The following is a 22,581-nucleotide window of genomic DNA, read 5'->3' on the forward strand; positions in this document are numbered from 1 at the left end:
AATGAGTGCTGACACCGATGGTCGCGGGTGTGGGGACCGTGTCAGCGTGGAGACGACGCCGATCGAGCCGGTGGTGACACCCGGCCGTGGCGCAGCCCTGAAGACGTCGGCAGCCACGCACCACAAGGAGTACTTGTATCCATCCCCGTCAGATGAAGCGACGCCGTTCTCTCGCGCAGCCGAAGGAGGTGACCCGTGGGACACGCTGACGCCCTCTTGGCCATGGGCGGCGCCTTCCTCGCGGCCGCCCTCCTCGCCCGCCTCGGCGGCAGGATCGGACTTCCGACCATCCCCCTGTTCATGCTGGCCGGGATCCTGCTCGGCCCGCACACACCCGGCATCGTCCTGGTCCAGGACGCCCATGACTTCGAGATGCTCTCCGCACTGGGCCTGGTCCTGTTGCTGTTCTACCTGGGCCTGGAGTTCCACCTCGACGACCTCCGGAGCGGCGGCAAGCGGCTCCTGGCGGCAGGCGGCATCTACCTGGTGCTGAACGTCGGTGCGGGGCTGGGCTTCGGGTTCGCCCTGGGGTGGGGCGCCCGGGAGGCGCTGGTGCTGGCCGGCGTGCTGGGCATCTCCTCGTCCGCGATCGTCACCAAGATCCTCATCGACCTGGGGCGTCTCGGCCGCCCCGAGACACGCCTCATCCTGGGTGTCATCGTGGTGGAGGACATCTTCCTCGCCCTGTATCTCGCGGCACTCCAACCGGTCATCGGCGGCGCTCAGGGCCTCGGGGACGTGCTGTGGCAGGCGGGCAAGGCGTTCGGCTTCCTGCTGGCCCTGGCCGCCGCGGCCCGTTACGGAACCCGGCTGGTCGCACGTCTGATCGCGGTACGCGACAACGAACTGCTCGTGATCAGCTTCCTCGGTGCGGCGGTTCTGGTGGCGGGGGTCTCCGAGGTCCTGGGCGTCGCCGACGCCATCGGCGCCTTCATGGTCGGACTCATCCTCGCCGGCACCCCTTCCGCCGCGCGGATCCGCCGACTCGTACACCCCCTGCGAGACGCCTTCGCGGCCATCTTCTTCTTCGCCTTCGGACTGGCCATCGACCCCGCCGTCGTCGCGAGCGTGGCCGGACCGGTGGCCGCGGCGGCAGCGGTGACGGTGGTCATGAACGTCGTCGCAGGGCTTCTCGTGGCACGCCTGTACGGCTACGGCCCCGAGCGCGCCGCGGAGATCGCCACCACCCTTGTCGCCCGCGGGGAGTTCGCCCTGATCCTGGCCGCGATGGCGACCAGCGCGGGCCTCGACGACCGCCTCGCCCCGTTCATCGCCGGATACGTCCTGGTGCTCGCGGTCCTGGGCCCGGTCGTCGCCGGACGCGCCGAACTACTGGCCCGTGCCCTGGCGTTCACGGGTTCACGGGGGCCGGGCCGCCAACCTGTGGCCGACACTTGTTTGCAGGGGCCACCTGTTAGGGAGAATGCATAGAGAGCCGGGCAGCGCGAGCCGGGACGTATCTCCGACCACGCTCATCGTGAGTCCGGCCAACCGCTCTCCCCAGCCCCGCACAGCGCATGGCGCGAAGGAGAAGGCATGTCCCGATCCGAGGACGAGCGTCTGGTCGCGCTCGAAGCACGCTGCGCGTGTGACGATCCCCTGTTCGCCAGGGCGATGAGCATCGGACGCCCGCGCCGCCCCCGTGAGTTCCGACGCACGGGGGCCTGGTGGGCCCTGGCCGTCACGACGGCCGTCCTGATCGGCGGGGTGATCGTGGCGAACGGGCTGCTCATCGCCACGGGCCTGGTAGGGGTCGGCCTGGCCGCCCAGTTGCTCGATCCGCCGACCTGACGCTCGACGCAACGCTCGACGGCTCCTCTCCCTTCGTACACTGACCCCACGCACCGTCGGCAGGAGTCGCGCGTGAGGGAACCGGTTATGCCCCGACGCCCCGAGGGTCTGTTCATCGGTCTGTGCACCCTCGACGTCATCCAACTCGTCGACCACGCGCCCGCTTCCAACGAGAAGCTGACGTCTCGCCGCCAGACCATCGCCGCGGGCGGCCCCGCGGCGAACGCGGCCGTGGCCTTCAGTCACCTGGGCGGCGCGGCTCGCCTGGTCACCGCGATCGGCTCCCATCCACTGGGCCTCGGCGCCACAGCCGACCTGCACCGACTCGGCGTCACCGTGGCGGACCTGACGCCCGACTCGACCGAGCCCCCGGCCGTCTCCTCCATCATGGTCACGGCGTCCACCGGAGAACGCGCCGTCGCCTCGACCAACGCGACGGGCCACCGCGTCACCCCACCCGACGACCTCGACGCACTCGTGGCAGCCTGCGACATCGTGCAATTCGACGGCCACCACATGGAACTCGCCGTCTCCGCCGCCCACATCGCACGAGCCGTCGGCCGCCCGACCGTCCTCGACGCAGGCAGCTGGAAGGACGGCATGGAGAACCTGCTGCCGTCGATCGACGTGACCGTCTGCTCGGCGGACTTCCACCCACCGGGCACGAACACACCCACCGAAACACTGCGCTTCCTCCATGAGCACGGGGTCCGCTGGTCGGCAGTCACCCAAGGAGCGGAGCCCATCGTCTGGAGGGGCCCCGACGACGGCGGCACGGTGGACGTTCCGACGGTCCCCGTGACGGACACGCTCGGTGCGGGAGACTTCCTGCACGGAGCCCTCACCCACCACCTCGCACTGCGGGGCCACTTGACCTCACAGCACTTCACCGAGGCCCTGCGCGCCGCGGCCGCGGTGGCATCGCGAGCCTGCACCTCGTTCGGAACCCGCGCCTGGCTGCAAGGAGAGTAGGGCCGCACCGCGCCAGCGCCGCACTTTCATCCAAGTGCCGTAGATCTTTGTCCATGGACGGATCAGCCGCCACGCGCAAGGGTCGACGCATGCGCGAATCCGGCAAGGCGACGACGGACAGATGAGAGCCACCGACCCCCGCCCCGTTCTGCACAGTCGCTCCCTCGAACGCCGACGCATGCCAAGTGGGCTCATCGCGCTGGCACTCGGCGGCTTCGGCATCGGACTGACCGAGTTCCTGATCGCCGGACTGCTGCCCCAGGTCGCGTCGAGTCTCGCCGTATCGGAAGCGGCGGCGGGCTGGCTGATCTCCGGATACGCGTTGAGCGTCGCGATCGGTGCCATCGCGCTGACCGCGGCCACGACACGGCTGCCCCGCAAACAGGTCCTGGTCGGCCTGGTGGCATTGTTCGTCATCGGCAACCTGCTGTCCGCGCTCGCACCGAACTATCAGGTGATGCTGCTCGGCAGGGTCGTGGCGGCGTTGTGCCACGGTTCGTTCTTCGGAATCGGCTCCCTGGTCGCGCGCGGTCTGGTGGCACCGGAACGCAAGTCCCGCGCGGTGGCGGTGATGTTCGCCGGGCTCACCCTGGCGAACGTGCTGGGCGTACCGTTCGGCGCGCTCGTCGGTGAACGCTGGGGCTGGCGGGCGGCCTTCTGGGCGGTCACCGCGATCGGCGTACTGGCCCTGGCGGGGATCGCGGCCCTCGTCCCCGCCCGGCCGACGGAGGCAGGCCCCGCTCCGACACCGGCAGCGGACCTGCGCGCCCAGTTCCGCGCCTTCCGCTCCTGGCAGGTCTGGCTGACCCTGACGGCCACCGGACTCGGCTACGGCGGCATGTTCGGCGCGTTCAGCTACATCGCCTACACCTTCACCGAGGTCGGCGGCTTCTCCTCGGCCGATGTCGCCTGGCTGCTGATGGTGTACGGCGTCGGCCTGGTCGCCGGGAACCTGATCGGCGGCCGAGCGGCCGACCAGGACCGGGACCGCGCCCTGGTCCTCGCCCTGCTCGGACTCACCGTCACCCTGGCCGTGTTCGGCCTCCTCGCGGCCAGCCCCACCGCGTCGGTGTTCCTGGTGTTCCTGATGGGACTGTTCGGATTCGCCGCCGTCCCCGGCATGATCACCCGCGTCACCGACGTGGCCCACGGCGCGGCACTGGCCGCCAGCGCCAACGTCTCCGCGTCCAACGTCGGCAACGCCCTCGGCGCCTGGCTCGGCGGCCTGGCCATCAGCGCGGGCCTCGGCTACACCGCACCGCTCTACGTCGGCGCCGGAATCACCCTGATCGCCGTACTGGTCATGGCCGTCGCCGCACACCAGGCACGTCGACACTGAGCGCCTCCCCGCGAGCCCAGTCGAACCACACCACGCGGCGCACATGCTCCGGCCCACGCAACTCGGCCGGCGTCCGCACCACGTCCCAGACCGGCGTCCAGTGGGTCCCCATCCCGGCAACTGCGCTGCGGCTACGCCTGCCGGACATATCGGTCTCCTCCGAGTCGGCGGCCACCGGCTCGGCCCAGGTGATCCACGTCGTTCCGTACGGGTCACGGTGCCTTCCTGGACGGACTTGACGGCGTCCTCGTTGAGGTCGAAGGTGGCGATCCTGGCCTTGCTGCCGGCATCGGACAGGGACTGCACCGCGGTCAGCGCGATGGGCGCGCCGAGGGTGACGACCTAGCGCAGCGGGCTTCCAGGGCGACCTGGCACTGTTCCTGGATGACGCACAGGGCGTGCCTGGCGCCGAGTTGGTCGAGGCGTTCACCGAAGGCCTGACCGGCGATGTTCTCGTCCTGCCTGAAGTACTCGAGCACGCCGAGGTCTTTCCAGTCGTCGACGCCGGAGTTGGAGCCGACGACGGGGATGCCGGCCGTCTTGGCCTTGGCGATGACGTCCTTGAGGGCGTCGGGCTTGGCCGCGGTGATGGCGATGCCGTCGACCTTCTGGTCGATGGCGTTCTGGACGAGGTTGGCCTGGGTTCCGGCGCTGGGGTCGCTGGAGTACACGAGCTTGATGTTGTCCTTGGCGGCCGCGGCCGTGTCGCCTTCCGCGGACTTCTTGCCACCGGAACTGCTGGAGCAGCCGGCCGCGAAGTGGGCGCCGACGAGAAGCGTGGCGGTGAGAGTGGCGGCCTGTGAGGGTGGCCACGCGAGGGCCCGCCCGGCGGATCTTGCCGGACGGGCCCCAGGTCCCGAGGAAGCCTCGGGTCAGCGTGTCTCAGTGCTTCAGCGTGAAGGTGAAGTCGCCGGAGAGCTTGCCGCCCAGCCGGACCGCCGACACGACCCTCCCCTCCGCGATCAGCCGCTCGACCTCGGCCCGCGAAAGACCGCATCCCTCGGCGATGAGGCGCACCGGCCGCACAGGGATCCGCGCCGCGAAGCGCACCGAGACGTCGAGCACCTCGGTGTCCAGGTGATCCGATCCGCCGGTGTCGAGGCGCCAGGCACCGTCCCAGTCGAGGGCGATGCGATTGCGGCGCTGGACGACCGGATCCTGGAGCAGTTCGGCCGTCAGACCGAGGTCGTTGTCATGGAGCCGGTCCAGCAGTTCAGGTCGTACGGAGCGCACATTGACCCGCTCCAGGACCGTGAGTTTCGCGGTGTCCCCGCAGGAGGTGCAGAGCACCAGGAGCCAGGCGTCGATGTTCTTGTGGTGGGCGTTGACGCGAAACTTGCCGTTCGCCCGGAAGCTCTCGGACGCGCACGTGTGGCAACGGCGGAGAACGAGCGGCAGGCAGGTGGGCATGACCACCCAGTTATTGAGCACAGAAGTACACCGGTTTCAGTGAGAAGTCCGCAGCAAAAAGAAGCGCGGCGCACATGCGCGACGCGCGATAGATCAGCTCTCGGGAGGTCTCACACGGTGTACAACGGCACGTCCTTGCCCAGACGACTCGGTTCGCCAGCACCGTAATGACGCAACTCGGCGCTGTGCCACTGGTTTTCGAGCGCCCCACCGCCGGGTCCGGGCGGTCGTGTACCTAGAGGTCGCGTACCGCCTGTCCCATGCGGGTCAGTGCTTCGCGCAGGATGGCAGGCGGCGTCGCGAAGTTGAGGCGTACGTGTCCCTCGCCGCCGGAGCCGAAGACGTGTCCCGAGCTGAGGGCGACCCTGGCCTTGTCGAGGAACATCCTCGCGGGGCCGGCGACGTCGCTCACCACACCGGGCCCATCGGTGCCGTGATCATCGTGCAGTCCCAGCCGGCGGCAGTCCAGCCAGGCCAGATAGGTGCCCTCGGGGCGGCGACAGCCCACCTCGGGGAGGTGTTCTGCGATCAGTTCGCCCAGCAGACGGCGGTTGGCGTCGAGCCCGAGCAGCAGTTCGTCGAGCCAGTCCCCGCCCTCGCGGAAGGCCGCGGTGTGGGCGATGACCCCAAGATGGCTGGGGCCGTGGCCGACCTCTTCCGGCAGGAGCCGGAGCTCGTCGGCGGCCTCGGGACCGGCGACGGCCACGGCGGCCTTGAGCCCGGCGAGGTTCCACGCCTTGGAGGCCGAGGCCAGCATGAACGCGTTCTCGGCACCGGGCACGCTCAGGAACGGGGTGAAGATGGCACCCGGCAACACCAGAGGAGCATGGATCTCGTCGGACACCACCCGCACACCGTGCCTGCGGGCCAGAGCCGCGACGGCCTCCAGCTCCCCGCGGGTGTGGACCACGCCGGTCGGATTGTGCGGGTTGCTCATCAGGAACGCGGCCCGACGGCCCCCGCGCCGAGCCCGTACGAAGGCATCCTCCAGCGCCCGCGGATCGATCCGCAGATCGGGACCGAGGCGGGCCTCGACGACCTCACGGGCGTCATGGCCGACGAACGCGTAGAAGGGCGGATAGACCGGTGAGCACACCACGACCGCGTCGCCGGGATCGGTGATCAGCCGCAGCACTTCGACGATGCCCAGCATCACGTCGGGCACGATCGCGGTGTGTTCGACGCGCAGCCCGTCCCATCCCCACCGTTCCTGGGCGAAAGCGGCAAGTGCCTCGGCGTAGGCCGTCCCGAAGGGATATCCGGTGTCGCCGAGGTCGAGCGCCGAGTGCAACGCCTCGACGACGGGTGCGGCGAGCGGCACATCCATCTCCGCCACCCACAACGGAAGTACGTCCTCGGGATGGGTACGCCACTTCATGCTGGTGCGCCGCCGCAGCTGCTCCAGGGTGAGACGGGTCAGGGGATCCGTCCGGTGGGGCTCGGCGGCGGAGGGGTTGTGTCGCGTGGGCTCGGGCTCGGTCATGACGCGCTCGGATGTCCGGGGACGCCGGGGCCGCAGCCGGATGAACGGCTACCCACGTCATACGATGCTTTGGCTAGTGTGCCGATCATGCGCATGCCCGATCCACCTCTGTCCTCGCCCTCACCCGAAGCCCCTCGCCGGGCCCGCGAACTCGGTCTGGGCGTCGGTGAGGGGCCTACGGGACCGCACAACACTTTCACGGACGTGCCCGGCATTCGCGTAGGGCACACCACACTGGTCGATGCGCCGCGTGTGCACAGCGGTGTCACCGCGATCGTCCCTGACGGCGTGGGCCCCGCAAGCCCGCTGCCGGCCGGCGTGTTCGCGGGCAACGGCTACGGCAAGCTGCTGGGCAGCACCCAACTCGCCGAACTCGGCGCGCTGGAGACCCCCGTCCTGCTCACCTCGACGCTGTCCGCGTTCCGGGTCGCGGACGCCCTGGTCGGCTGGATGCTGGAACAGCGCGGGACAGCCGGTGCACGGAGCCTGAACCCGGTGGTGGGGGAGTGCAACGACGGCCTTTTGTCCGACATCCGCTCGCGCCCGGTCCACGAGGAACACGTCCGCTCCGCACTTGAGACCGCCCACAGTGGCCCGGTGCCCGAGGGCTGCGTCGGTGGCGGCACCGGGCTCACCGCGCTCGGTTTCAAGTCCGGCATCGGCACCTCCTCGCGCCGTCTCCCGCTGGCGGGCCGAGAGGTGACCCTCGGCGTCCTCGTCCAGGCCAACTTCGGCGGCACGCTGCGCATCCTCGGCCGCACGATCACCCCCGCCGACGTCGGCCTGCCCACCGCGGCCCCCGTCCCCGACACCGGTTCCTGCATGATCGTGACCGCGACCGACGCACCCCTGGACGCCCGTCAGCTGACCCGGCTCGCCCGACGCGCCGTGTACGCCCTGGCCAGGGTCGGCGCGGCCTACAGCCACGGCAGCGGCGACTACGGCCTGGCCTTCGGTACCCGCCCCCTGGGCACACCCGCCGGCCCCGCCGTGGTCCCCGACGACACCCTCGACCCCCTCTTCAGTGCCCTCCTGGACGCAGTGGAGGAAGCCGCCCTGAACTCCCTCCTCACCGCCACCACGACCACGGGCCCCTACGGCGACACACGCCACCCTCTGCCCGCGGCACCGCTGCTCGCTGTGCTCGGGTGACGAGCCCGGGGCGCACGGGTCAGCGCATCCGCGGATTGAGGGCGGCCAGGCCTTCCCGGAAGCCGGGGTCGGGCCGGTTGGGCTCCACCTCGCCGGTGTCCGGGTCGAGGTACTCCCACGCGCCCTGCCGTCCCGCCCCGCACACCATCAACGTCAGTGTCCGGCCCGGCACCTGAATGTGCGTCACCTCGTGAAAAGAGCTGAGGGGCATGTGATTCGTCCCGCCCGCCTCATGCACCCGGGTCTCGGTGACGACCTGGCCGTCGACCAGCTCGTAGCGCTGCTCGGTGTACCCGCCGGCGAGGATGTGCGCGGTGAACTCCCACGGATGGTTGTGGGGCTGCGGCTTCGCACCGTCGCGCAGGTCGGGCGCCATCCACAGGTTCACCTTGACCGTGCGGTCCTCCTCCCGGCGCAGCACCAACTCGGCCTTGTACCCGAGGCCGTCGGGGTCGGGCACGAGCAGCCACCGATCCTCGGAGGTGAAGTCCTCCCAGGTGAGCGACTCGGACGGCGCGTACTGTTCGAGCCCATGGACGGTGGCATCGAAGAGCTCTTCGTCCACGATCAGGCCGGGCACGACCTGAACTGTCTGCATGTTTCCTCCCCGTCAGACGCGCTACTGGTGAGCGTGTGCTGCTTCGCGGCAGGATATCCGGCTGACTGACACGACTGTTCGAGCAGCGCCCGCTTTCGGCCCCTCGAGTACCCAGGCCGTCCGCGCAGACCGACCCGGCGGCGGGGACCGGGCAGGGCGCACCGCATCGACCGCCCTTCTTCGCTGGGTTACCGTACTGGCACGCTGCGTTGCCCCCCGTGGGGCCGAGGAGGAATCCTGTGTCATCGCCCTGCGATCCCCAGTACGCTCCCGCCGGCGATGTGGGCGCAGCGCTCATGATGATCGACTCCCGGCTGAAGGCCATGTACGGCGACGGGGCCGAGACCGATCCCGTACAGCGGCAGCTGACCGAGCAGTTCACCGCGTCGCTGGCCCCCAAGGAAGCCGATGACCTGGTGGACGGCGCCTGCACGCTCATCTACATGTTCATGCGCTGGCTGCGGATGGCCTACGAGGACCATGACAAGGACGTCATCGAGTACGTGGTGCCCGGCCTCGTGGCCTCGCTGCGCATGATGCCCAAGAGCATCCGTCCCGAGGTCATCCCCACCATGGCCGGTCTGGTCGTCGCCGCAGGCACCGGACTCAGCCCCAGCCTGTGGCGCAAGCAGTACGGAGACTGGACGAAGGACGAGATGAACTCCCTGGAAGCGACAGCCCTGTTGCTCGCGGAACACATCAACCGGCTCACGGACAACCGCGACTTCGCCGCCCGCATGATCGCCGAAGCCATGTCCCGCGCGACCGAAGGCTGACGCACGGCGGGACGGGAGACACAGGGTCAGAGGGCGATCAGCCCTGCCGCAGTCTCCCTGAAGCCGCAGGCATCGAAGTAGAACGACCGCAGATGATCCTCGAAGTCGACGTGCAGCCACTCACACCCCGCAGCACGGCTTCCGTCGGCAGCTGCCCTGACCAGCGCGGCTCCGACCCCGTGCGAACGATTGCGGTGAGCCACGACCGTATCCAGGACGAACGCGTGGACTCCGCCGTCCCAGGCGACGTTGACGAAGCCGACCAGCCGATCGTCTTCCCGGGCGCAGACCCAACCGAGGCTGTGACGGTGAAGTCTGGCGCGCCAGTCCGTCTGCCCGACCGGACAACCGAACCCTTCAGCGTGCAGTTCGTTGAGGGCCCAGTTGTCGATGTCGCCTCGCCACACATAGGTGATCGTCATGGTCCGAACTTAGAGGCCATCAGGACCGGGCCCACCTTTTCCGGGCCTCCGCATCTGTCGGACGGCTCGCCTTTCCTCGTACGATGGCCCGCATGATCCTCAGCCGACGCCGCCCCGCCGTCCAGCGGTCCTGCGTGCTCGCCTCGTGCGGCTGTTGTTGACCTTCCTCGCTTGACTCCCCGGCCCGACAAGCCGGTTGACATCTTTCGTAGCCCTGGGCGCCTTGCTTTCTTCGCCGCTGTGCGGTGCTTCGTCGCACCCGGCCGCCGCCCCTCGCTCTTGGCCGCTCCCATGAAAGGTCAGCCACTCATGCGTACCGACGAATCCGCCTACGACCGTCGCAGACTCCGGCAGTGGCTGGCCGGCGAGGCCCGTGCGGACGGGGTCTCACGGCGTGACATGCTCCGCCTGCTCGCCGCGGCGGGCGGCGCACTCGCCGTGCCCGCGGGCCTCAACACCCCGGCAGCGGCGGCTACTTCGGCGGGGATCGTGAAGCCGCTTCCCGACGACTGGTTCACGGTGCGCGGCACGAACGCCGAGACCCGGTTCGACGCGCTTGCGGCCACCCGCTATCACACCCCCGTGGACCGCTTCTTCGTCCGCAACCACACCTCCACCCCGGTCATCGACGCCGCCGACTGGACTCTCACCGTGCACGGGGACGGGCTGGTTCACGGCGGGAGCGTGGAGTTCACCCTCGCTGACCTCAAGAAGCTGCCCGCGGTCAGCCGTTCGGCATTCGTGGAGTGCGCCGGCAACGGCCGCAGCCTCTTCAGCACCCAGCAGGGACAGACCGTCACCGGCACCGCCTGGACACTCGGAGCGATCGGCACGGCCCGGTGGCGCGGCGTGAGCCTTGCCGACGTCCTCAAGCGCGCCGGACTCAGCCGCGCCGCGGTGGACGTGCTGCCGCGCGGCCTGGACCCCGACTATGTGACCTCCGACGGAACCAACCTCGGCCGGGTCCGCCGACCCCTGCCGCTGTCCAAGGCGCTGGACGACGTGCTGCTGGCGTACGAGATGAACGGCGAGCCCCTGCCGTACGACCACGGCCATCCCGTGCGCGTTCTCGTGCCCTCCTGGGTCGGCATCGCCTCGATCAAGTGGGTCGGCGACATCGAGGTGTCGGCCCAGCCTCTGTACTCGCCCTGGAACACCGACTTCTACCGGCTCTTCGGGGACTCCTACCCGCCGGGCGGCAGCGCCCCGCTGACCCGTCAGTCGGTCAAGAGCGCCTGGGAGCTCGCCTGGGGCGCGAGCCTGGACGCCGGCCGCGCGCACCGGCTGACAGGGCGTTCCTGGTCCGGAGCCGGCGGCATCGTCCGCGTGGACGTCAGCACGGACGGCGGGCAGCGCTGGCACCGGGCCCGGTTGCACGATGCCGCGCGCCGCGACGGCTGGGTCCGCTGGTCCACCGACTGGCGTCCACCGGCCCCCGGTACGTACAGCCTGCTCGCCCGCGCCACGGACAGCGCCGGCCGAACTCAGCCGGACACGACCGTGCCGAACACCCAGGGCTATCTCTTCGACGCCGTGGTCCGTCATCCGGTGCGGGCCGTGTGAGGCATCGGCCAAGCGGAAGCAGGTTCTGTCGTCCGCCCGGTCCACTCGGTGCGCGGCTCGACGTCACACCCCACGTAACCTCTCTCCCGTGCCGACCTCCCGCCTCCATCGCGTCGCTGTCCTTGTGCTCGAAGGCGCGAAGCCGCTCGATGTCGGCATTCCCGCGCAGGTCTTCACGACGCGCGCGAGCATGCCGTACGACGTGCGGGTGTGCGGGGCCACGCCCGGCCTCGTGACCGGCGGCGACGGTCTGTCGTACTACGTCGATCACGGCCTCGACGCACTTGAGTGGGCCGACATCGTCTTCGTCCCCGGCTACCGGTTCCCGGACCGTGACGATCCGCCGAAGGGGGTCGTCGACGCTCTGATCGCCGCCCACGCCCGGGGCGCGCGGCTCGCCGCCATCTCGACGGGTGCTTTCGCGCTCGCCGCGACGGGCCTGCTCGACGGCAGGCGGGCCACGACGCACTGGCACTACACGCGGGCACTCATGGCCAGGCATCCGCTCGTCCAGGTCGACGAGAACGTCCTGTTCGTCGACGAGGGCAGCGTGCTCACCTCGGCCGGTGCCGCCTCCGGCATCGACCTGTGTCTGCACATCCTGCGCGGCGACCTCGGGGTGGCCGCGTCGAACCACGCTGCCCGCCGACTGGTCGCGGCCCCCTACCGCAGCGGCGGCCAGGCCCAGTACGTGCCGCGCAGCGTCCCCGAGCCGCTCGGCGAGCGCTTCGGCGCCACCCGCGAGTGGGCGCTGCATCGGCTCGGTGAGCCGCTCACCCTCGAGATACTGGCGCGGGAGGCCGGGGTGTCGGCTCGCACGTTCTCCCGGCGCTTCGTCGAGGAGACCGGCTACACGCCGATGCAGTGGGTGATGCGCGCCCGCATCGACCTGGCCCGCGAACTGCTCGAACGGTCGCAGCGCAGCGTCGAACAGATCGCCACCGACGTCGGCCTCGGCACCGGCGCGAACCTGCGCCTGCACTTCCAGCGCATCCTCGGCACCACACCGAGCGAGTACCGGCGCACCTTCACTCGGGGTGAGTAGTCTCGCGGCGCAATGGCGGGATCCTTTTGAACCATGGCGATCTCGCCACTGTCAGCGGCAGGCGCCGCGAGCGAGCCTGGTGGTGAAGTGAAGGGAAGGGACACCACTCATGACTCGCATCGCCATCAACGGATTCGGCCGCATCGGACGCAATGTGCTGCGCGCACTGCTCGAACGCGACAGCTCCCTCGAGATCGTCGCCGTCAACGACCTCACGGAGCCCGCCACGCTGGCCCGGCTGCTCGCCTACGACAGCACCGCCGGCCGGCTCGGCCGACCGGTGACCGTCGACGGGGACGCCCTCGTCGTCGACGGCCGGCGCATCACGGTGACGGCCGAGCGTGAACCGGCACAGCTGCCGTGGGCCGAACTCGGCGTCGACATCGTGCTGGAGGCCACCGGCCGCTTCACCTCGGCCAAGGCCGCCCGCGCGCACCTCGACGCCGGTGCGAAGAAGGTGCTCGTCAGCGCGCCGTCGGACGGCGCCGACGTGACGCTCGCGTTCGGGGTCAACACCGACTCGTACGATCCGGCCGTGCACACGATCGTCTCGAACGCCTCCTGCACCACCAATGCCCTCGCGCCGCTGGCCAAGGTGCTCGACGACCTCGCCGGTATCGAGCACGGGTTCATGACGACGGTGCACGCCTACACGCAGGAGCAGAACCTCCAGGACGGCCCGCACCGCGACGCCCGTCGCGCCCGGGCCGCCGGCGTCAACATCGTGCCCACCACGACCGGCGCCGCCAAGGCGATCGGCCTGGTGCTGCCGAACCTCGAAGGCAAGCTGTCGGGCGACTCGATCCGCGTACCGGTGCCGGTGGGCTCGATCGTCGAACTCAACACGACCGTCGCCCGCGACGTGACGCGCGACGACGTGCTGGCGGCGTACCGCGCCGCGGCGGAGGGGCCGCTCGCCGGCGTCCTCGAGTACTCGGAGGACCCGCTGGTGTCGACGGACATCGTGGGCAATCCCGCCTCGTCGATCTTCGACTCGGCCCTCACCCGCGTCGACGGCCGCCACGTCAAGGTGGTCGCCTGGTACGACAACGAGTGGGGCTTCTCCAACCGCGTGATCGACACACTGGAGCTCCTCGCCGCCGGCTGACCGGTTCGTGGAGACACTCCGCAGCGAGGCCCGGGTGGCCGCGGCTCCCTCCGCGGTGTCCGGGCCTCGCATTCGTCTGCCACGACCGGGCCCTCGTCCTCTGCGACTTCAGCGGTCCCTGGGGAGCAGCTCGTCGAGTTGTGTGCCCTCTGCCCAGCGTTCCAACGCGGGGTTGTCCAGCAGGAACGTGTTGCCTTCGCGCTGTGCCCACCGGATGTCCCGGGCCTGGAAAGTGCCTCGGTGTACGACCAGGTGGAGAAGTGCGTGCGGATTCTCGCGGTGGGCGTGGGAGTGGGGAAGGGCCTCGTCGGGTAACGGCTCCGCGACCGGGCGGAAGGCCACGTCGAGTCGGCGGCCGTCCGGATGCCGGGCGCACAGGCGCGGCCGGTCCGGTGCGGGTAACAGCCGAACCCTCCAGTGGTCGCGGCGCAGCATCCGCGCCACCGCGAGGGCCAGGCCCTGGATGTCGAGGTCGAACAGTTCCTGCGGGGTGTAGTGGCCGCGGCGGCGTCGGGCGCCCGGGCGGCGGCGCCTGATCCCGATGGCGAGGACGACCGCCAGGAGGAGTACGCCGGTGACCGGGACGACGACCCCGGCGGCGCGGGAACCCACGACAAGGCCGGCGACGACCGCGCACACCGCCACCGCCAGGACGGCGAAGGCGGGCAGGACATCGCGGAATCTGGGTCCATAGCGGCCCTGGGCGCGCAGTCGGCGTACCGTGTCCCGTTTTCGGTGGCGCTGTTCCTCGGCCGGCTCGGACGTCCACGACGGGCGTGCCACAGTGTCAGCCCCCCTGCATCTGCTTACGCCGATTCCGGAGGACTACCCCGCGAGCCGAACGAATGCTCGATCAGCGGGCGGGAACCGGCCAAGCGGCCGGGCGCACGGATGCACTGGGTGGCGCAAGGCCCGGGTGGTGGTGGCCCAGTGCGCCGTGTGGTGCCTCGTCGGCCAAGGGCGCAGGACCGCCGTACCGATGTGACATGGATCATGAAGAGGGGTGCGGGATCTTGGAATTCCCGGCTCCGCGCCGCTGCTGCACTCGTTGTGGGCTCACCATGCCCTGGGGGCGCCGGGCAATGATGCCGGGCCCGGGAGCCGCACCGGTCGTGGTCCCGCTCCGCTCCCTCTTTTCTCCTGCACCGCCTCTGAAAGGTTCACCTGCGCCATGCCACTGGCTCTCCTGGCCCTGGCTGTTGTCGCTTTCGGCATCGGCACGACCGAGTTCGCCACGATGGGACTGCTGCCCCAGATCGCTGACGGGATCGGCGTGTCCGTACCGCAAGCGGGCAATATCGTCTCCGCCTACGCGCTCGGTGTCGTCGTCGGTGCCCCCGTACTGACGGGCATCGGCGCGCGCATACCCCACAAGCGGCTGCTGCTGCTCCTGTCCGGGCTGTTCGTCATCGGCAACGTGGCGTCCGCGCTCGCCCCCGACTTCGGCCTGCTGTTCGCCGCACGTTTCCTGGCCGGTCTGCCCCACGGAGCGCTGTTCGGTGTGGGCGCCGTCGTGGCGTCCCGGCTGGTCGCGCCCGACCGGGCCGCACGCGCGGTGTCGAAGATGTTCCTCGGACTGACCGTCGCCAACATCGTCGGCGTCCCCGCCGGTACGGCGCTCGGTCAGCAGCTCGGCTGGCGGTCCGCCTACGTCGCGGTGGCCGTCATCGGACTCGTCGCTCTCGCCGCGCTGGCCGTCTTCGTCCCCCACCAGCCCCGCGGCGAGCAGTCTGGCGTCCGGCACGAACTGCGCGCGATGGGCAACAAGCAGGTGGTCATCGGCCTGGCCACCGCGGTCGTGGGATTCGGCGGGTTCTTCGCCGTCTACAGCTACCTGGTGCCGATGCTGACCAACGTGACGGGCCTGTCCGACTCCTCCACCACCTTGGTCCTCGCGCTCTACGGGGTCGGCATGACGCTCGGCACACTGGTCGCGGGCCCGCTCACGGACCGCGCTCTGCGGCCGACGCTGTACGCGGGGCTCGCCCTGCTGACCTCGGCACTCGTGGTGTTCTACTTCGCCGTCCACAGCACCGTGCCCGCCCTGGTGACGATCACCTTCATCGGCGCGATGGGTGCCCTCATCACCACGCCCGTCCAGATGCTGCTGATGGCCAAGGCGAAGGACGCTCCGACCATGGCCGCGGCCTCCAACCACTCCGCCTTCAACCTGGCCAACGCGGGCGGCGCGTGGCTCGGCGGTCTCGCCATCTCCGCGGGCTGGGGCTGGACCTCGCCCGCTCTGGTCGGCGCGGCCCTTGGCGTGGCCGGGCTGGGGCTGGCGTTCATGGGCGGCGCCATGGACCGGGGCGGCCGACGCTCCGAGGTGATCACGTCGTCGAGTGCGCAGTCCGAGCAGGTCACCGCTGCTCGGTAGGCGGAGCGGGCGGCTCAGTCCCAGAGCGGATAGGACACGGTCTGCGCGTACCGCTCGGGCCGCCTGTCCGTGTACTCCAGCGTGATCCGGGAGTAGTGCGAGAGCTGGGGCCGCTTCTTCCAGGGCTGCGGGTGGTCGAGGCGTACGGTCACCGGGTAGGCGTGGAAGCGGCCTGCCGCGCAGTACGGCTTGCAGTCGTTGACCCAGTTCACGCCCTTGGCCCGCGCCGAATCCGTGCCCCACTGGGACCAGCGGAGCGAGGTCAGGCGACTGTTGCCGTCACCGCAGGCGAGCATGAAGTCGGCCGGACGTATGTGCGGGTGCCAGAAGCAGTCGACGAGGACCGGAAGCACGGTGGGCTGCTGCGCGGTCTGCGCGGCAGGTGCCGGGACGGACCGGGCCGCGGGCGGAGTGCCCGCCGCGGTGGCCAAGGAGGCGACCGCGCAGAGCGTGACCGCCGTCGTGAGTGCTCCCATACGCATAACCGCTCCCCGCTGTCGCCCGCCGACAGATAACCCCTGTTCCGACGCTACGACCGGGGGCCTGAACGCACCACTCGAACGGAGGAGTGCGCGGGGGCGGCGGGCTGCCGGCCCAGCTCGGGTGCGACGAGATGTCGTACGTCGTGCAGGATCTGCTCGGCGGTGCCCACGACGTCCGGGGCGAACAAGGTGCGCTTCGGGCCCTGCGGAGCGAGGGTGCGCTCGTGCCGGCTTGCCGCGTCGGCGCTGTCGAGGGGCACGATCACGCGGCCCAGGGCCACGCGTGCCGGGCGGTCGCCGGACCGTGTCCGGTGGTACTCGGCCAGCAGGTTCAGCTGGGCCGTGGTGAAGTCGTCGGTGTTCTCGCCGGTGACGATGTTGCCGGACAACAGGGCGAGGCCGTTCTCGGCGGCCCAGCGGACCGAGTGAAGACTGCCGCCGCCGTACCGGATCCGCCGCGCCAGGTCGGGGTCGTTCGGTTGCAGACGGGGTCGCTGGACGTTGCCCGGCGAGTGGATGACCGCGTCGGGGGCGCCGAGGTAGTCGCCGAGCAGCTCGGCGTGCGGCATCCCGGTGCTGAAGCCGATCTGCAGTCGGCCGCGGGACAGTACGTCGGCAGTGCGAGGTCCTCGGCCAGGCGGAGCAGGCTCTCGTAACCGATCGGGATGACCGCCGTGCCGAGCTCGATCCGCTCGGTGCGCCGGCCGGCCGTAGCGAGGAACACGGCCGCCGAACCGGAGGTGATGGTGGGAGCGCTATACGACCCTGTCCTCAGCTCGTGACGGTCTCTGCGGGGGAGGTGACCCGGCCGCCGGGGATCGCCGCGAGCAGCTCGCGGGTGTACGCGTGGCGGGGGCGGGTGAACAGCTCCTGCGGCGGGCCCGTCTCCACGACGCGACCGGCCCGCATGACGGCGACCTGGTGCGCGATCTGGCGTACGACGGCCAGGTCGTGCGAGATGAAGAGGTAGGCCACGCCCGTGTCGGTCTGCAACTCGGCGAGCAGGTCGAGGACTTGGGACTGCACGGACACGTCGAGCGCGGAGACCGGCTCGTCGCACACCACCAGGTCGGGGGAGAGGGCGAGAGCACGGGCGATGGCCACGCGTTGACGCTGCCCGCCGGACAGTTCCGCCGGCCGGCGTTCGAGCGTGGCGGCGGGCAGTGCCACCCGGTCGAGCAGTTCGCGGGCCCGGGCGAGCCGGGAGGCGCGGTCGCCGACCTTGAAGGCGCGCAACGGCTCCGTGATCACCTCGCCGATGGAGAAGCGCGGATCGAGGGACGCGTACGGGTTCTGGTAGACGAGCTGGGCGCGACGGCGCAGCTCTCTGGCCCGGGCGCCTCGGGCGGTGGTGACGTCGGCGCCGTCGAACAGGACGTGTCCGGCGGTGGCGTCGGCGAGGCGGAGCACCAGGCGCGCGGTGGTGGACTTGCCCGAGCCCGACTCGCCGACCAGGGCGAGGGTCCGGCCGCGGTGGAGGGTGAAGCTGACGTCGTCGACCGCGCGCAGGGTGCGTGGACCGTCCCCGGCGCGGGGCAGCCGGAACTCCTTGACCAGGTTGCGCACTTCGACCAGCGGCGCCGCGTCGGCCTTCGGCACGGGGGTGCGGGGCCGGACGGTGGCCAGGCTCGGGGCGCTGGCCAGCAGGTGCCGGGTGTACTCGTGCTGCGGGTCGGCCAGGATCTCGCGCGTCGGGCCCGCCTCCACCACCCGGCCCTGTGACATCACCACCAGACGCTGGGCCCGGTCGGCGGCGACCCCGAGGTCGTGGGTCACGAGCAGCACCGCGGTGCCCGACTCCTCGGTGAGAAGCCGGAGATGGTCGAGGATGACGCGCTGCACGGTGACGTCGAGCGCGCTGGTCGGCTCGTCGGCGATGATCAGCCGGGGCTTCGCGGCGATGGCGACGGCGATCAGGGCGCGTTGCCGCATGCCGCCGGACAGCTCGTGCGGGTACTGCCGGGCGCGGACGGCCGCGTCGGGCAGCCCGGCCCGGTCCAGCACGGCGATGGCCTCGGCGGCGGCCGTACGACGGGTCGCCAGGGAGTGGATGCGCAGCACCTCGGCCACCTGATCGCCGATGCGCTTGACCGGGTTGAGCGAGACTGTCGGATCCTGCGGGACCAGCCCGATCTGCGCCCCCCGTACGATGCGCAGCTCCGGCTCCGACAGGGTGGCGAGGTCGTGCCGGCCGAAGTGGATCGTGCCCGCGTCGATGGTGCCGTTGGCCGCCAGCAGGCGGGTGACGGCATGCGCGGTGGTGCTCTTGCCGGAGCCGGACTCGCCGACCACGGCGGTGACTTGCCCAGGCCATACGTCGAGGTCCACGCCGCGGACGGCCGGGACCGTGCCACCGCGCGTGCGGTACGACACGGACAGGCCGCGTATTTCCAGCAGGGGTGTGGTCACGTCCTCACCGCTCTCACGTCCAAGTGTCGTCATCGTCGGGACCATTCGCCGTCCAGCGCCCTGGCGATGCGGTTGGCGGCCAGCACGGTCGCGGCGATCGCCAGCCCGGGCAGCGCGGTCAACCACCACGCATTCGCCAGGTAGTTGCGGCCGTCGGAGATCAACGTCCCCCACTCCGGGGCCGGCGGAGGTGCGCCGTAGCCGAGGAAGCTGAGCGCCGAAACCGCCAGGATCGAGGCGCCGAAGTCCAGCGTGGCCAGGACGACGACCGGCCCGGCCGCGTTGGGCAGGACATGCCGTCCCAGCACCGAGTACCAGCGGGCCCCGCTCGCCCGCGACGCCTCCACGAACACCGCCTGCCGTACCCGCAGGACCTCGGCGCGCGCCACCCGGGCGAAGGAGGCGACGCTGGCGATGCCGACCGCGATCGCCACCTTCACCGTCCCGTACCCGAGCGCGGTGACGAGGGCCAGCGACAGGAACAGCGCGGGGATGGCGAGCAGGACGTCGACGAAGCGCATCAGCACGTCGTCGACCCAACGGCCCACGAACCCGGCGACCACACCGAGCAGACCACCGACCACGAACGCGACCAGGACCGCGATGATCGTCGCCTTGAGGGAGAGCTGGGCGCCGTGGACCACACGCGAGAACACATCGCGGCCCAGTTCGTCCGTGCCGAACCAGTGACTGCCGCTCGGAGCACGGAAGTTCTCGGACGGCACCCCCTTGAGGGGATCCTGCGAGGTGAACAGGTCCGGCCAGAACGAGGCCAGCACCACCAGCACGACGACGACGGCCGACACCAGCAGACCGGGGCGCCGTGACAGGAACCGCAGCACCTGCCGTACGTCGGCACGGCCCCGTCCCGGCTTCCCCCGGGGCCCCGGATCGACCGGGCGGCCGAGACCGAGAGCGGCCTCGGCCTGGTCGTCGACAAGGCTCTGACTCATACGAAGCTCGCCCTCCTGTCCGAAGCCACCACGATCCGCGGGTCGAGGAGCGGATAGACGAGGTCGACGAGCAGATTCGTCGCCACGAAGATCAGCGCCCCGAACACCACCACTCCCTGGACCAGCGGGATGTCCTGAGAGGTGACCGCCGCCGCGGTCACCCGGCCCAGACCGTCGCGCGAGAACACCGTCTCGACGACCACCGAACCGGCGATCAGCTGCCCGACCAGCAGGCCTACGACGGTCAGCGCGGGCAGCGACGCGTTGCGCAGCGCGTGCCGCAGATGCACCCGGCAGCGGCCGGCGCCCTTGGCGCGCGCGGTCTCCACGTAGGCCTGGTCGAGTGCGGTGAGCAGGCTCTTGGCCAGTACCTGAGCGACCTGTGCGCCGGTCGGTATCGCCAGCGTGAGGGCCGGCAGCACCAGCCCTTTCAGGCCGTCGTTGCCGAACGCCGGGAACCAGCGCAGCCGGAAGGAGAACGCCTCGACGAGCAGCAGCCCCACCCAGAACGTCGGGACCGACACCCCGAGTGGGGGCAGCGACAGCAGCAGCTGCCGCAGCCACCGCCGCGAGGTGTATGTCGCCACCACCGCGAGACCGCCACCGAGCAGCACCGCCAACAGCAGTGCGGCACCGGTGAGTTGCAGTGTCTGCGGCAGCGCGTCGGCCAGCGTGGCGGTCACCGGGCGGCCCGTGGAGACCGCGTCGCCGAAGTCCCCGCGCACTGCCCGGCCCAGATAGTCGGCGTACTGCACCAGCACCGGCTTGTCGAAGCCGTACTCGTGCCGCAACGCGGCCAGCCGGGCCGGATCGACGTCTCCCGAGTCCATCCCGGCACCGGCCATCGCGGTGACCGGGTCACCGGGCAGGAAGTCCAGCACCAGGAACGACACCGTGTACGCCGCCCACAGCACCCCGACCGCCTGCGCCACCCGCTTGATCACATAGCGGCGCACGCGCTAGCCGATCCAGGTGTCGTGCAGCTGGATGCGGCTGCCGGAGTCGAAGGCGAGGCCGTGCACCTTCTGCGACACGCCCAGCTGGGTCTGGAGCTCCACCACGGGCACGTTGTACGCGTTCCGCACGATCAGCTTCTGCGCGTCGTCCACCAGCTGCCTGCGCTTCGCGGTGTCCGTCGTCGCGGCCTGTCCGGACAGTGCCGTGTCCAGCGAACTGGCGGGCAGGCGGTAGAAGTTGGCCAGCTGCGTGGAGAAGGAGCTGCGCAGGATGTCCGGGTCCGAGCGGGTCACGTTGCCCCACACCAGGTCGAAGTCGCCGCCCTGGAGCGTGGTGGCGAACTGGCTGACCTGGCCCTGCTTGAGCGCCACGTCGACCCCGACGTCCTTCAGCTGCTGCTGGACCAGCTCCAGTGCGGGCTGGTTGGTGGCCGCGTTGGGGAACCAGCTGATGGCCAGGCTCAGCTTCTTGCCGTCCTTGACGCGGACGCCGTCACCGTCGGCCTTCCAACCGGCCTCGTCCAGCAGGGACTTGGCCTTGGCCGCATCGAAGGCGAGGTCCGAGGAGAGGTCGGTGTAGTCGGGCGTGGTGTGCGCCAGGACGCTGGTCGCCGGTTTGGTGCCGGTCGGGAACACCGTGTCGGCGATCTGCTTGCGGTCGACGGCGGCGAGGATCGCCCGGCGCACCTTCGCGTCCTTGAGGACGGGCCGTGAGTTGTTGATACCCAGCCCGAACACCACGCCGGGGTTGGCCCGGCGCAGGAGGGTGACCTGGCCGCCCTTGAGGGCCGCCTCGTTGGCCTTGCCGACGCTGCTGATCGCGTCCACCTGGCCGGACTGGAGGCTTCCGGCCCGCACCCCCGCCTCGGGCACGACCTTGAACACCAGCTTGTCCAGGTAAGCCTCGCCCTTCTTGGACCACAGCGAGGAGCCCCAGCCGTACCCGGTGCGCTTGGCCAAGGTGATCGACTGGTTCTGCACGTACTGCTTCAGCACGAACGGTCCCGACCCGACCACACCGTCACTGCACTTCTGCTGCGGAGTCTTCTTCACGCTCGCCGACGACTCGATGCCCAGCGAATGGGTCGAAGTCGCCTGGAGAAACTGCGCGTTGGGCTCCTTGAAGGTCACCTTGACGGTGAGCGGGTCCACCGCGGCGGTGCTCTTGACGCTGCTCAGATAGCCCTGGGCGAGGACGCCCAACGCACCGAGCTTCGGTACCGCGTCGAAGTTGTCCTTGACCACCTGCGCGGTCAGCTCGGAGCCGTCGCTGAAGGTGACACCCGAGCGCAGATGGAACGTGAACTCCGTCGCGTCGGCGTTGATGTCCCAGCTCTTGGCCAGCCACGGCACGATCTTGCCGGTCTCGGGGTCCTGATCGGTGAGGGAGTCCACGGTCTGACGTACCGAGTAGATGCTTTCGTTGCTGCCGACCTGCTGCGGGTCCACGCAGCCGGCGTCGGAACCCACCGCGAAGGTCAAGGTGCCGCCGGACTGGGGCCGGCTGTTCCCGCTGCCCGAGCCGGTGCTGCCCGACCCGCAGGCGGTCAGCAGAACACTGGTGGTCAGGAGGGCGGCGAGGGGCGCCCATCGGGAGGCTCTGAAATCCGGAAGTGCTGTCACGGAGGGGTCTCTCCTACTCGTGTCACCAGGCAAGGGGGTGCCGTACCAGGCACGGCCGTGCATGGGTGTGCGGGCCCCGGCCGGCGTGACGCCGGTGGCGGGGGAGCGCTGTGCAGACGGGG

Annotated in this window: 21 protein-coding genes and 1 pseudogene; 10 read left to right on the forward strand and 12 right to left on the reverse strand. The window is 70.4% G+C overall.

The window, feature by feature from the left end; genetic code table 11:
- Nucleotides 1–195 precede the first annotated feature (195 nt).
- The 4 genes from QF037_RS43135 to QF037_RS43150 all read left to right on the forward strand — a co-directional run bounded on the left by QF037_RS43135 (nucleotide 196) and on the right by QF037_RS43150 (nucleotide 4,102).
- Nucleotides 196–1,431: a cation:proton antiporter gene (locus QF037_RS43135; RefSeq protein WP_307034994.1), complete on the forward strand. Its 1,236-nt coding sequence runs from the start codon at nucleotides 196–198 to the stop codon at nucleotides 1,429–1,431.
- A 105-nt stretch (nucleotides 1,432–1,536) separates the two neighbouring features.
- On the forward strand, nucleotides 1,537–1,791 hold the full coding sequence (locus QF037_RS43140; protein WP_307034996.1) for a DUF3040 domain-containing protein: 255 nt from the start codon (nucleotides 1,537–1,539) through the stop codon (nucleotides 1,789–1,791).
- Between the two features lie 87 nt (nucleotides 1,792–1,878).
- Nucleotides 1,879–2,763 (forward strand): PfkB family carbohydrate kinase, encoded by an 885-nt coding sequence (locus QF037_RS43145; protein ID WP_307037665.1) that lies wholly within the window; start codon nucleotides 1,879–1,881, stop codon nucleotides 2,761–2,763.
- 178 nt (nucleotides 2,764–2,941) lie between these two features.
- On the forward strand, nucleotides 2,942–4,102 hold the full coding sequence (locus QF037_RS43150; protein ID WP_307034997.1) for an MFS transporter: 1,161 nt from the start codon (nucleotides 2,942–2,944) through the stop codon (nucleotides 4,100–4,102).
- A 213-nt stretch (nucleotides 4,103–4,315) separates the two neighbouring features.
- Here the strand turns inward: QF037_RS43150 and QF037_RS43155 are convergent.
- The 3 genes and pseudogenes from QF037_RS43155 to QF037_RS43165 all read right to left on the reverse strand — a co-directional run.
- Nucleotides 4,316–4,902: pseudogene (locus tag QF037_RS43155) on the reverse strand (substrate-binding domain-containing protein); the annotation flags it as partial.
- 82 nt (nucleotides 4,903–4,984) lie between these two features.
- Nucleotides 4,985–5,533, reverse strand: coding sequence for a DUF1062 domain-containing protein (locus QF037_RS43160; protein WP_307034999.1), 549 nt, complete (start codon nucleotides 5,531–5,533; stop codon nucleotides 4,985–4,987).
- Nucleotides 5,534–5,747: 214 nt separating this feature from the next.
- Nucleotides 5,748–6,995 carry a MalY/PatB family protein gene (locus tag QF037_RS43165; RefSeq protein ID WP_307035001.1) on the reverse strand — a complete coding sequence of 416 codons (1,248 nt, stop codon included), beginning with the start codon at nucleotides 6,993–6,995 and terminating at the stop codon, nucleotides 5,748–5,750.
- Between the two features lie 93 nt (nucleotides 6,996–7,088).
- Between QF037_RS43165 and QF037_RS43170 the strand changes: the two genes are divergently transcribed.
- Complete coding sequence (locus tag QF037_RS43170) at nucleotides 7,089–8,147, forward strand: P1 family peptidase (RefSeq protein WP_307037667.1); 1,059 nt, start codon at nucleotides 7,089–7,091, stop codon at nucleotides 8,145–8,147.
- Nucleotides 8,148–8,166: 19 nt separating this feature from the next.
- Here QF037_RS43170 and QF037_RS43175 read toward each other — a convergent pair whose 3' ends face one another.
- The gene (locus QF037_RS43175; protein WP_307035003.1) at nucleotides 8,167–8,745 is read right to left on the reverse strand and encodes a hypothetical protein; all 579 of its coding nucleotides are present in this window, start codon (nucleotides 8,743–8,745) and stop codon (nucleotides 8,167–8,169) included.
- A 239-nt stretch (nucleotides 8,746–8,984) separates the two neighbouring features.
- On the opposite strand from QF037_RS43175, the gene QF037_RS43180 reads away from it, so the two are divergent.
- A complete protein-coding gene (locus QF037_RS43180) occupies nucleotides 8,985–9,521 on the forward strand; it encodes a hypothetical protein (protein WP_307035005.1) in 537 nt (178 codons plus the stop codon).
- A 26-nt stretch (nucleotides 9,522–9,547) separates the two neighbouring features.
- Here QF037_RS43180 and QF037_RS43185 read toward each other — a convergent pair whose 3' ends face one another.
- Nucleotides 9,548–9,943, reverse strand: a complete 396-nt coding sequence (locus QF037_RS43185) for a GNAT family N-acetyltransferase (RefSeq protein WP_307035007.1) — start codon at nucleotides 9,941–9,943, stop codon at nucleotides 9,548–9,550.
- Nucleotides 9,944–10,252: 309 nt separating this feature from the next.
- On the opposite strand from QF037_RS43185, the gene QF037_RS43190 reads away from it, so the two are divergent.
- The 3 genes from QF037_RS43190 to gap all read left to right on the forward strand — a co-directional run bounded on the left by QF037_RS43190 (nucleotide 10,253) and on the right by gap (nucleotide 13,659).
- Nucleotides 10,253–11,506 (forward strand): sulfite oxidase, encoded by a 1,254-nt coding sequence (locus tag QF037_RS43190; RefSeq protein ID WP_307035009.1) that lies wholly within the window; start codon nucleotides 10,253–10,255, stop codon nucleotides 11,504–11,506.
- A gap of 88 nt (nucleotides 11,507–11,594) precedes the next feature.
- Nucleotides 11,595–12,551, forward strand: coding sequence for a GlxA family transcriptional regulator (locus tag QF037_RS43195; protein ID WP_307035011.1), 957 nt, complete (start codon nucleotides 11,595–11,597; stop codon nucleotides 12,549–12,551).
- Nucleotides 12,552–12,660: 109 nt separating this feature from the next.
- On the forward strand, nucleotides 12,661–13,659 hold the full coding sequence (gene gap / locus QF037_RS43200) for a type I glyceraldehyde-3-phosphate dehydrogenase (RefSeq protein ID WP_307035013.1): 999 nt from the start codon (nucleotides 12,661–12,663) through the stop codon (nucleotides 13,657–13,659).
- A 108-nt stretch (nucleotides 13,660–13,767) separates the two neighbouring features.
- Here the strand turns inward: gap and QF037_RS43205 are convergent, their stop codons facing one another.
- Nucleotides 13,768–14,442, reverse strand: a complete 675-nt coding sequence (locus QF037_RS43205) for a hypothetical protein (protein ID WP_307035014.1) — start codon at nucleotides 14,440–14,442, stop codon at nucleotides 13,768–13,770.
- Nucleotides 14,443–14,830: 388 nt separating this feature from the next.
- Here QF037_RS43205 and QF037_RS43210 point away from each other — a divergent pair, with 388 nt between their 5' ends.
- Nucleotides 14,831–16,036: an MFS transporter gene (locus QF037_RS43210; RefSeq protein WP_307035016.1), complete on the forward strand. Its 1,206-nt coding sequence runs from the start codon at nucleotides 14,831–14,833 to the stop codon at nucleotides 16,034–16,036.
- Between the two features lie 14 nt (nucleotides 16,037–16,050).
- On the opposite strand, the gene QF037_RS43215 is transcribed toward QF037_RS43210, so the two are convergent.
- The 6 genes from QF037_RS43215 to QF037_RS43245 all read right to left on the reverse strand — a co-directional run bounded on the left by QF037_RS43215 (nucleotide 16,051) and on the right by QF037_RS43245 (nucleotide 22,459).
- Nucleotides 16,051–16,518, reverse strand: a complete 468-nt coding sequence (locus QF037_RS43215) for a hypothetical protein (RefSeq protein WP_307035018.1) — start codon at nucleotides 16,516–16,518, stop codon at nucleotides 16,051–16,053.
- A gap of 47 nt (nucleotides 16,519–16,565) precedes the next feature.
- Nucleotides 16,566–17,087 carry a hypothetical protein gene (locus tag QF037_RS43220; protein WP_307037839.1) on the reverse strand — a complete coding sequence of 174 codons (522 nt, stop codon included), beginning with the start codon at nucleotides 17,085–17,087 and terminating at the stop codon, nucleotides 16,566–16,568.
- 202 nt (nucleotides 17,088–17,289) lie between these two features.
- Entirely contained in the window at nucleotides 17,290–18,960 is a 1,671-nt protein-coding gene (locus tag QF037_RS43230) for a dipeptide ABC transporter ATP-binding protein (RefSeq protein ID WP_307035020.1), read from the reverse strand.
- On the reverse strand, nucleotides 18,957–19,880 hold the full coding sequence (locus tag QF037_RS43235) for an ABC transporter permease (protein WP_307035022.1): 924 nt from the start codon (nucleotides 19,878–19,880) through the stop codon (nucleotides 18,957–18,959). Before QF037_RS43235 ends, QF037_RS43230 begins: the two co-directional genes overlap by 4 nt.
- Complete coding sequence (locus tag QF037_RS43240; protein WP_307035024.1) at nucleotides 19,877–20,836, reverse strand: ABC transporter permease; 960 nt, start codon at nucleotides 20,834–20,836, stop codon at nucleotides 19,877–19,879. The genes QF037_RS43235 and QF037_RS43240 overlap by 4 nt, the downstream gene beginning before the upstream one ends.
- A 3-nt stretch (nucleotides 20,837–20,839) precedes the next feature.
- Nucleotides 20,840–22,459, reverse strand: a complete 1,620-nt coding sequence (locus QF037_RS43245; protein WP_307035026.1) for an ABC transporter substrate-binding protein — start codon at nucleotides 22,457–22,459, stop codon at nucleotides 20,840–20,842.
- Between the last annotated feature and the right edge of the window lie 122 nt (nucleotides 22,460–22,581).

The sequence above is a fragment of the Streptomyces canus genome (genome assembly GCF_030815415.1).
Classification (GTDB): Bacteria; Actinomycetota; Actinomycetes; order Streptomycetales; family Streptomycetaceae; genus Streptomyces; species Streptomyces canus_F.

Excerpts from the sequence above, each read along its gene's own strand:
- QF037_RS43140 (WP_307034996.1), top strand. The coding sequence starts at position 1,537 with ATGTCCCGATCCGAGGACGAGCGTCTGGTCGCGCTCGAAGCACGCTGC.
- QF037_RS43145 (WP_307037665.1), top strand. The coding sequence starts at position 1,879 with ATGCCCCGACGCCCCGAGGGTCTGTTCATCGGTCTGTGCACCCTCGAC.
- QF037_RS43150 (WP_307034997.1), top strand. The coding sequence starts at position 2,942 with ATGCCAAGTGGGCTCATCGCGCTGGCACTCGGCGGCTTCGGCATCGGA.
- QF037_RS43165 (WP_307035001.1), bottom strand. The coding sequence starts at position 6,995 with ATGACCGAGCCCGAGCCCACGCGACACAACCCCTCCGCCGCCGAGCCC.
- QF037_RS43170 (WP_307037667.1), top strand. The coding sequence starts at position 7,089 with ATGCCCGATCCACCTCTGTCCTCGCCCTCACCCGAAGCCCCTCGCCGG.
- QF037_RS43175 (WP_307035003.1), bottom strand. The coding sequence starts at position 8,745 with ATGCAGACAGTTCAGGTCGTGCCCGGCCTGATCGTGGACGAAGAGCTC.
- QF037_RS43185 (WP_307035007.1), bottom strand. The coding sequence starts at position 9,943 with ATGACGATCACCTATGTGTGGCGAGGCGACATCGACAACTGGGCCCTC.
- QF037_RS43190 (WP_307035009.1), top strand. The coding sequence starts at position 10,253 with ATGCGTACCGACGAATCCGCCTACGACCGTCGCAGACTCCGGCAGTGG.
- gap (WP_307035013.1), top strand. The coding sequence starts at position 12,661 with ATGACTCGCATCGCCATCAACGGATTCGGCCGCATCGGACGCAATGTG.
- QF037_RS43210 (WP_307035016.1), top strand. The coding sequence starts at position 14,831 with ATGCCACTGGCTCTCCTGGCCCTGGCTGTTGTCGCTTTCGGCATCGGC.
- QF037_RS43215 (WP_307035018.1), bottom strand. The coding sequence starts at position 16,518 with ATGCGTATGGGAGCACTCACGACGGCGGTCACGCTCTGCGCGGTCGCC.
- QF037_RS43220 (WP_307037839.1), bottom strand. The coding sequence starts at position 17,087 with ATGCCGCACGCCGAGCTGCTCGGCGACTACCTCGGCGCCCCCGACGCG.
- QF037_RS43230 (WP_307035020.1), bottom strand. The coding sequence starts at position 18,960 with ATGACGACACTTGGACGTGAGAGCGGTGAGGACGTGACCACACCCCTG.
- QF037_RS43235 (WP_307035022.1), bottom strand. The coding sequence starts at position 19,880 with ATGAGTCAGAGCCTTGTCGACGACCAGGCCGAGGCCGCTCTCGGTCTC.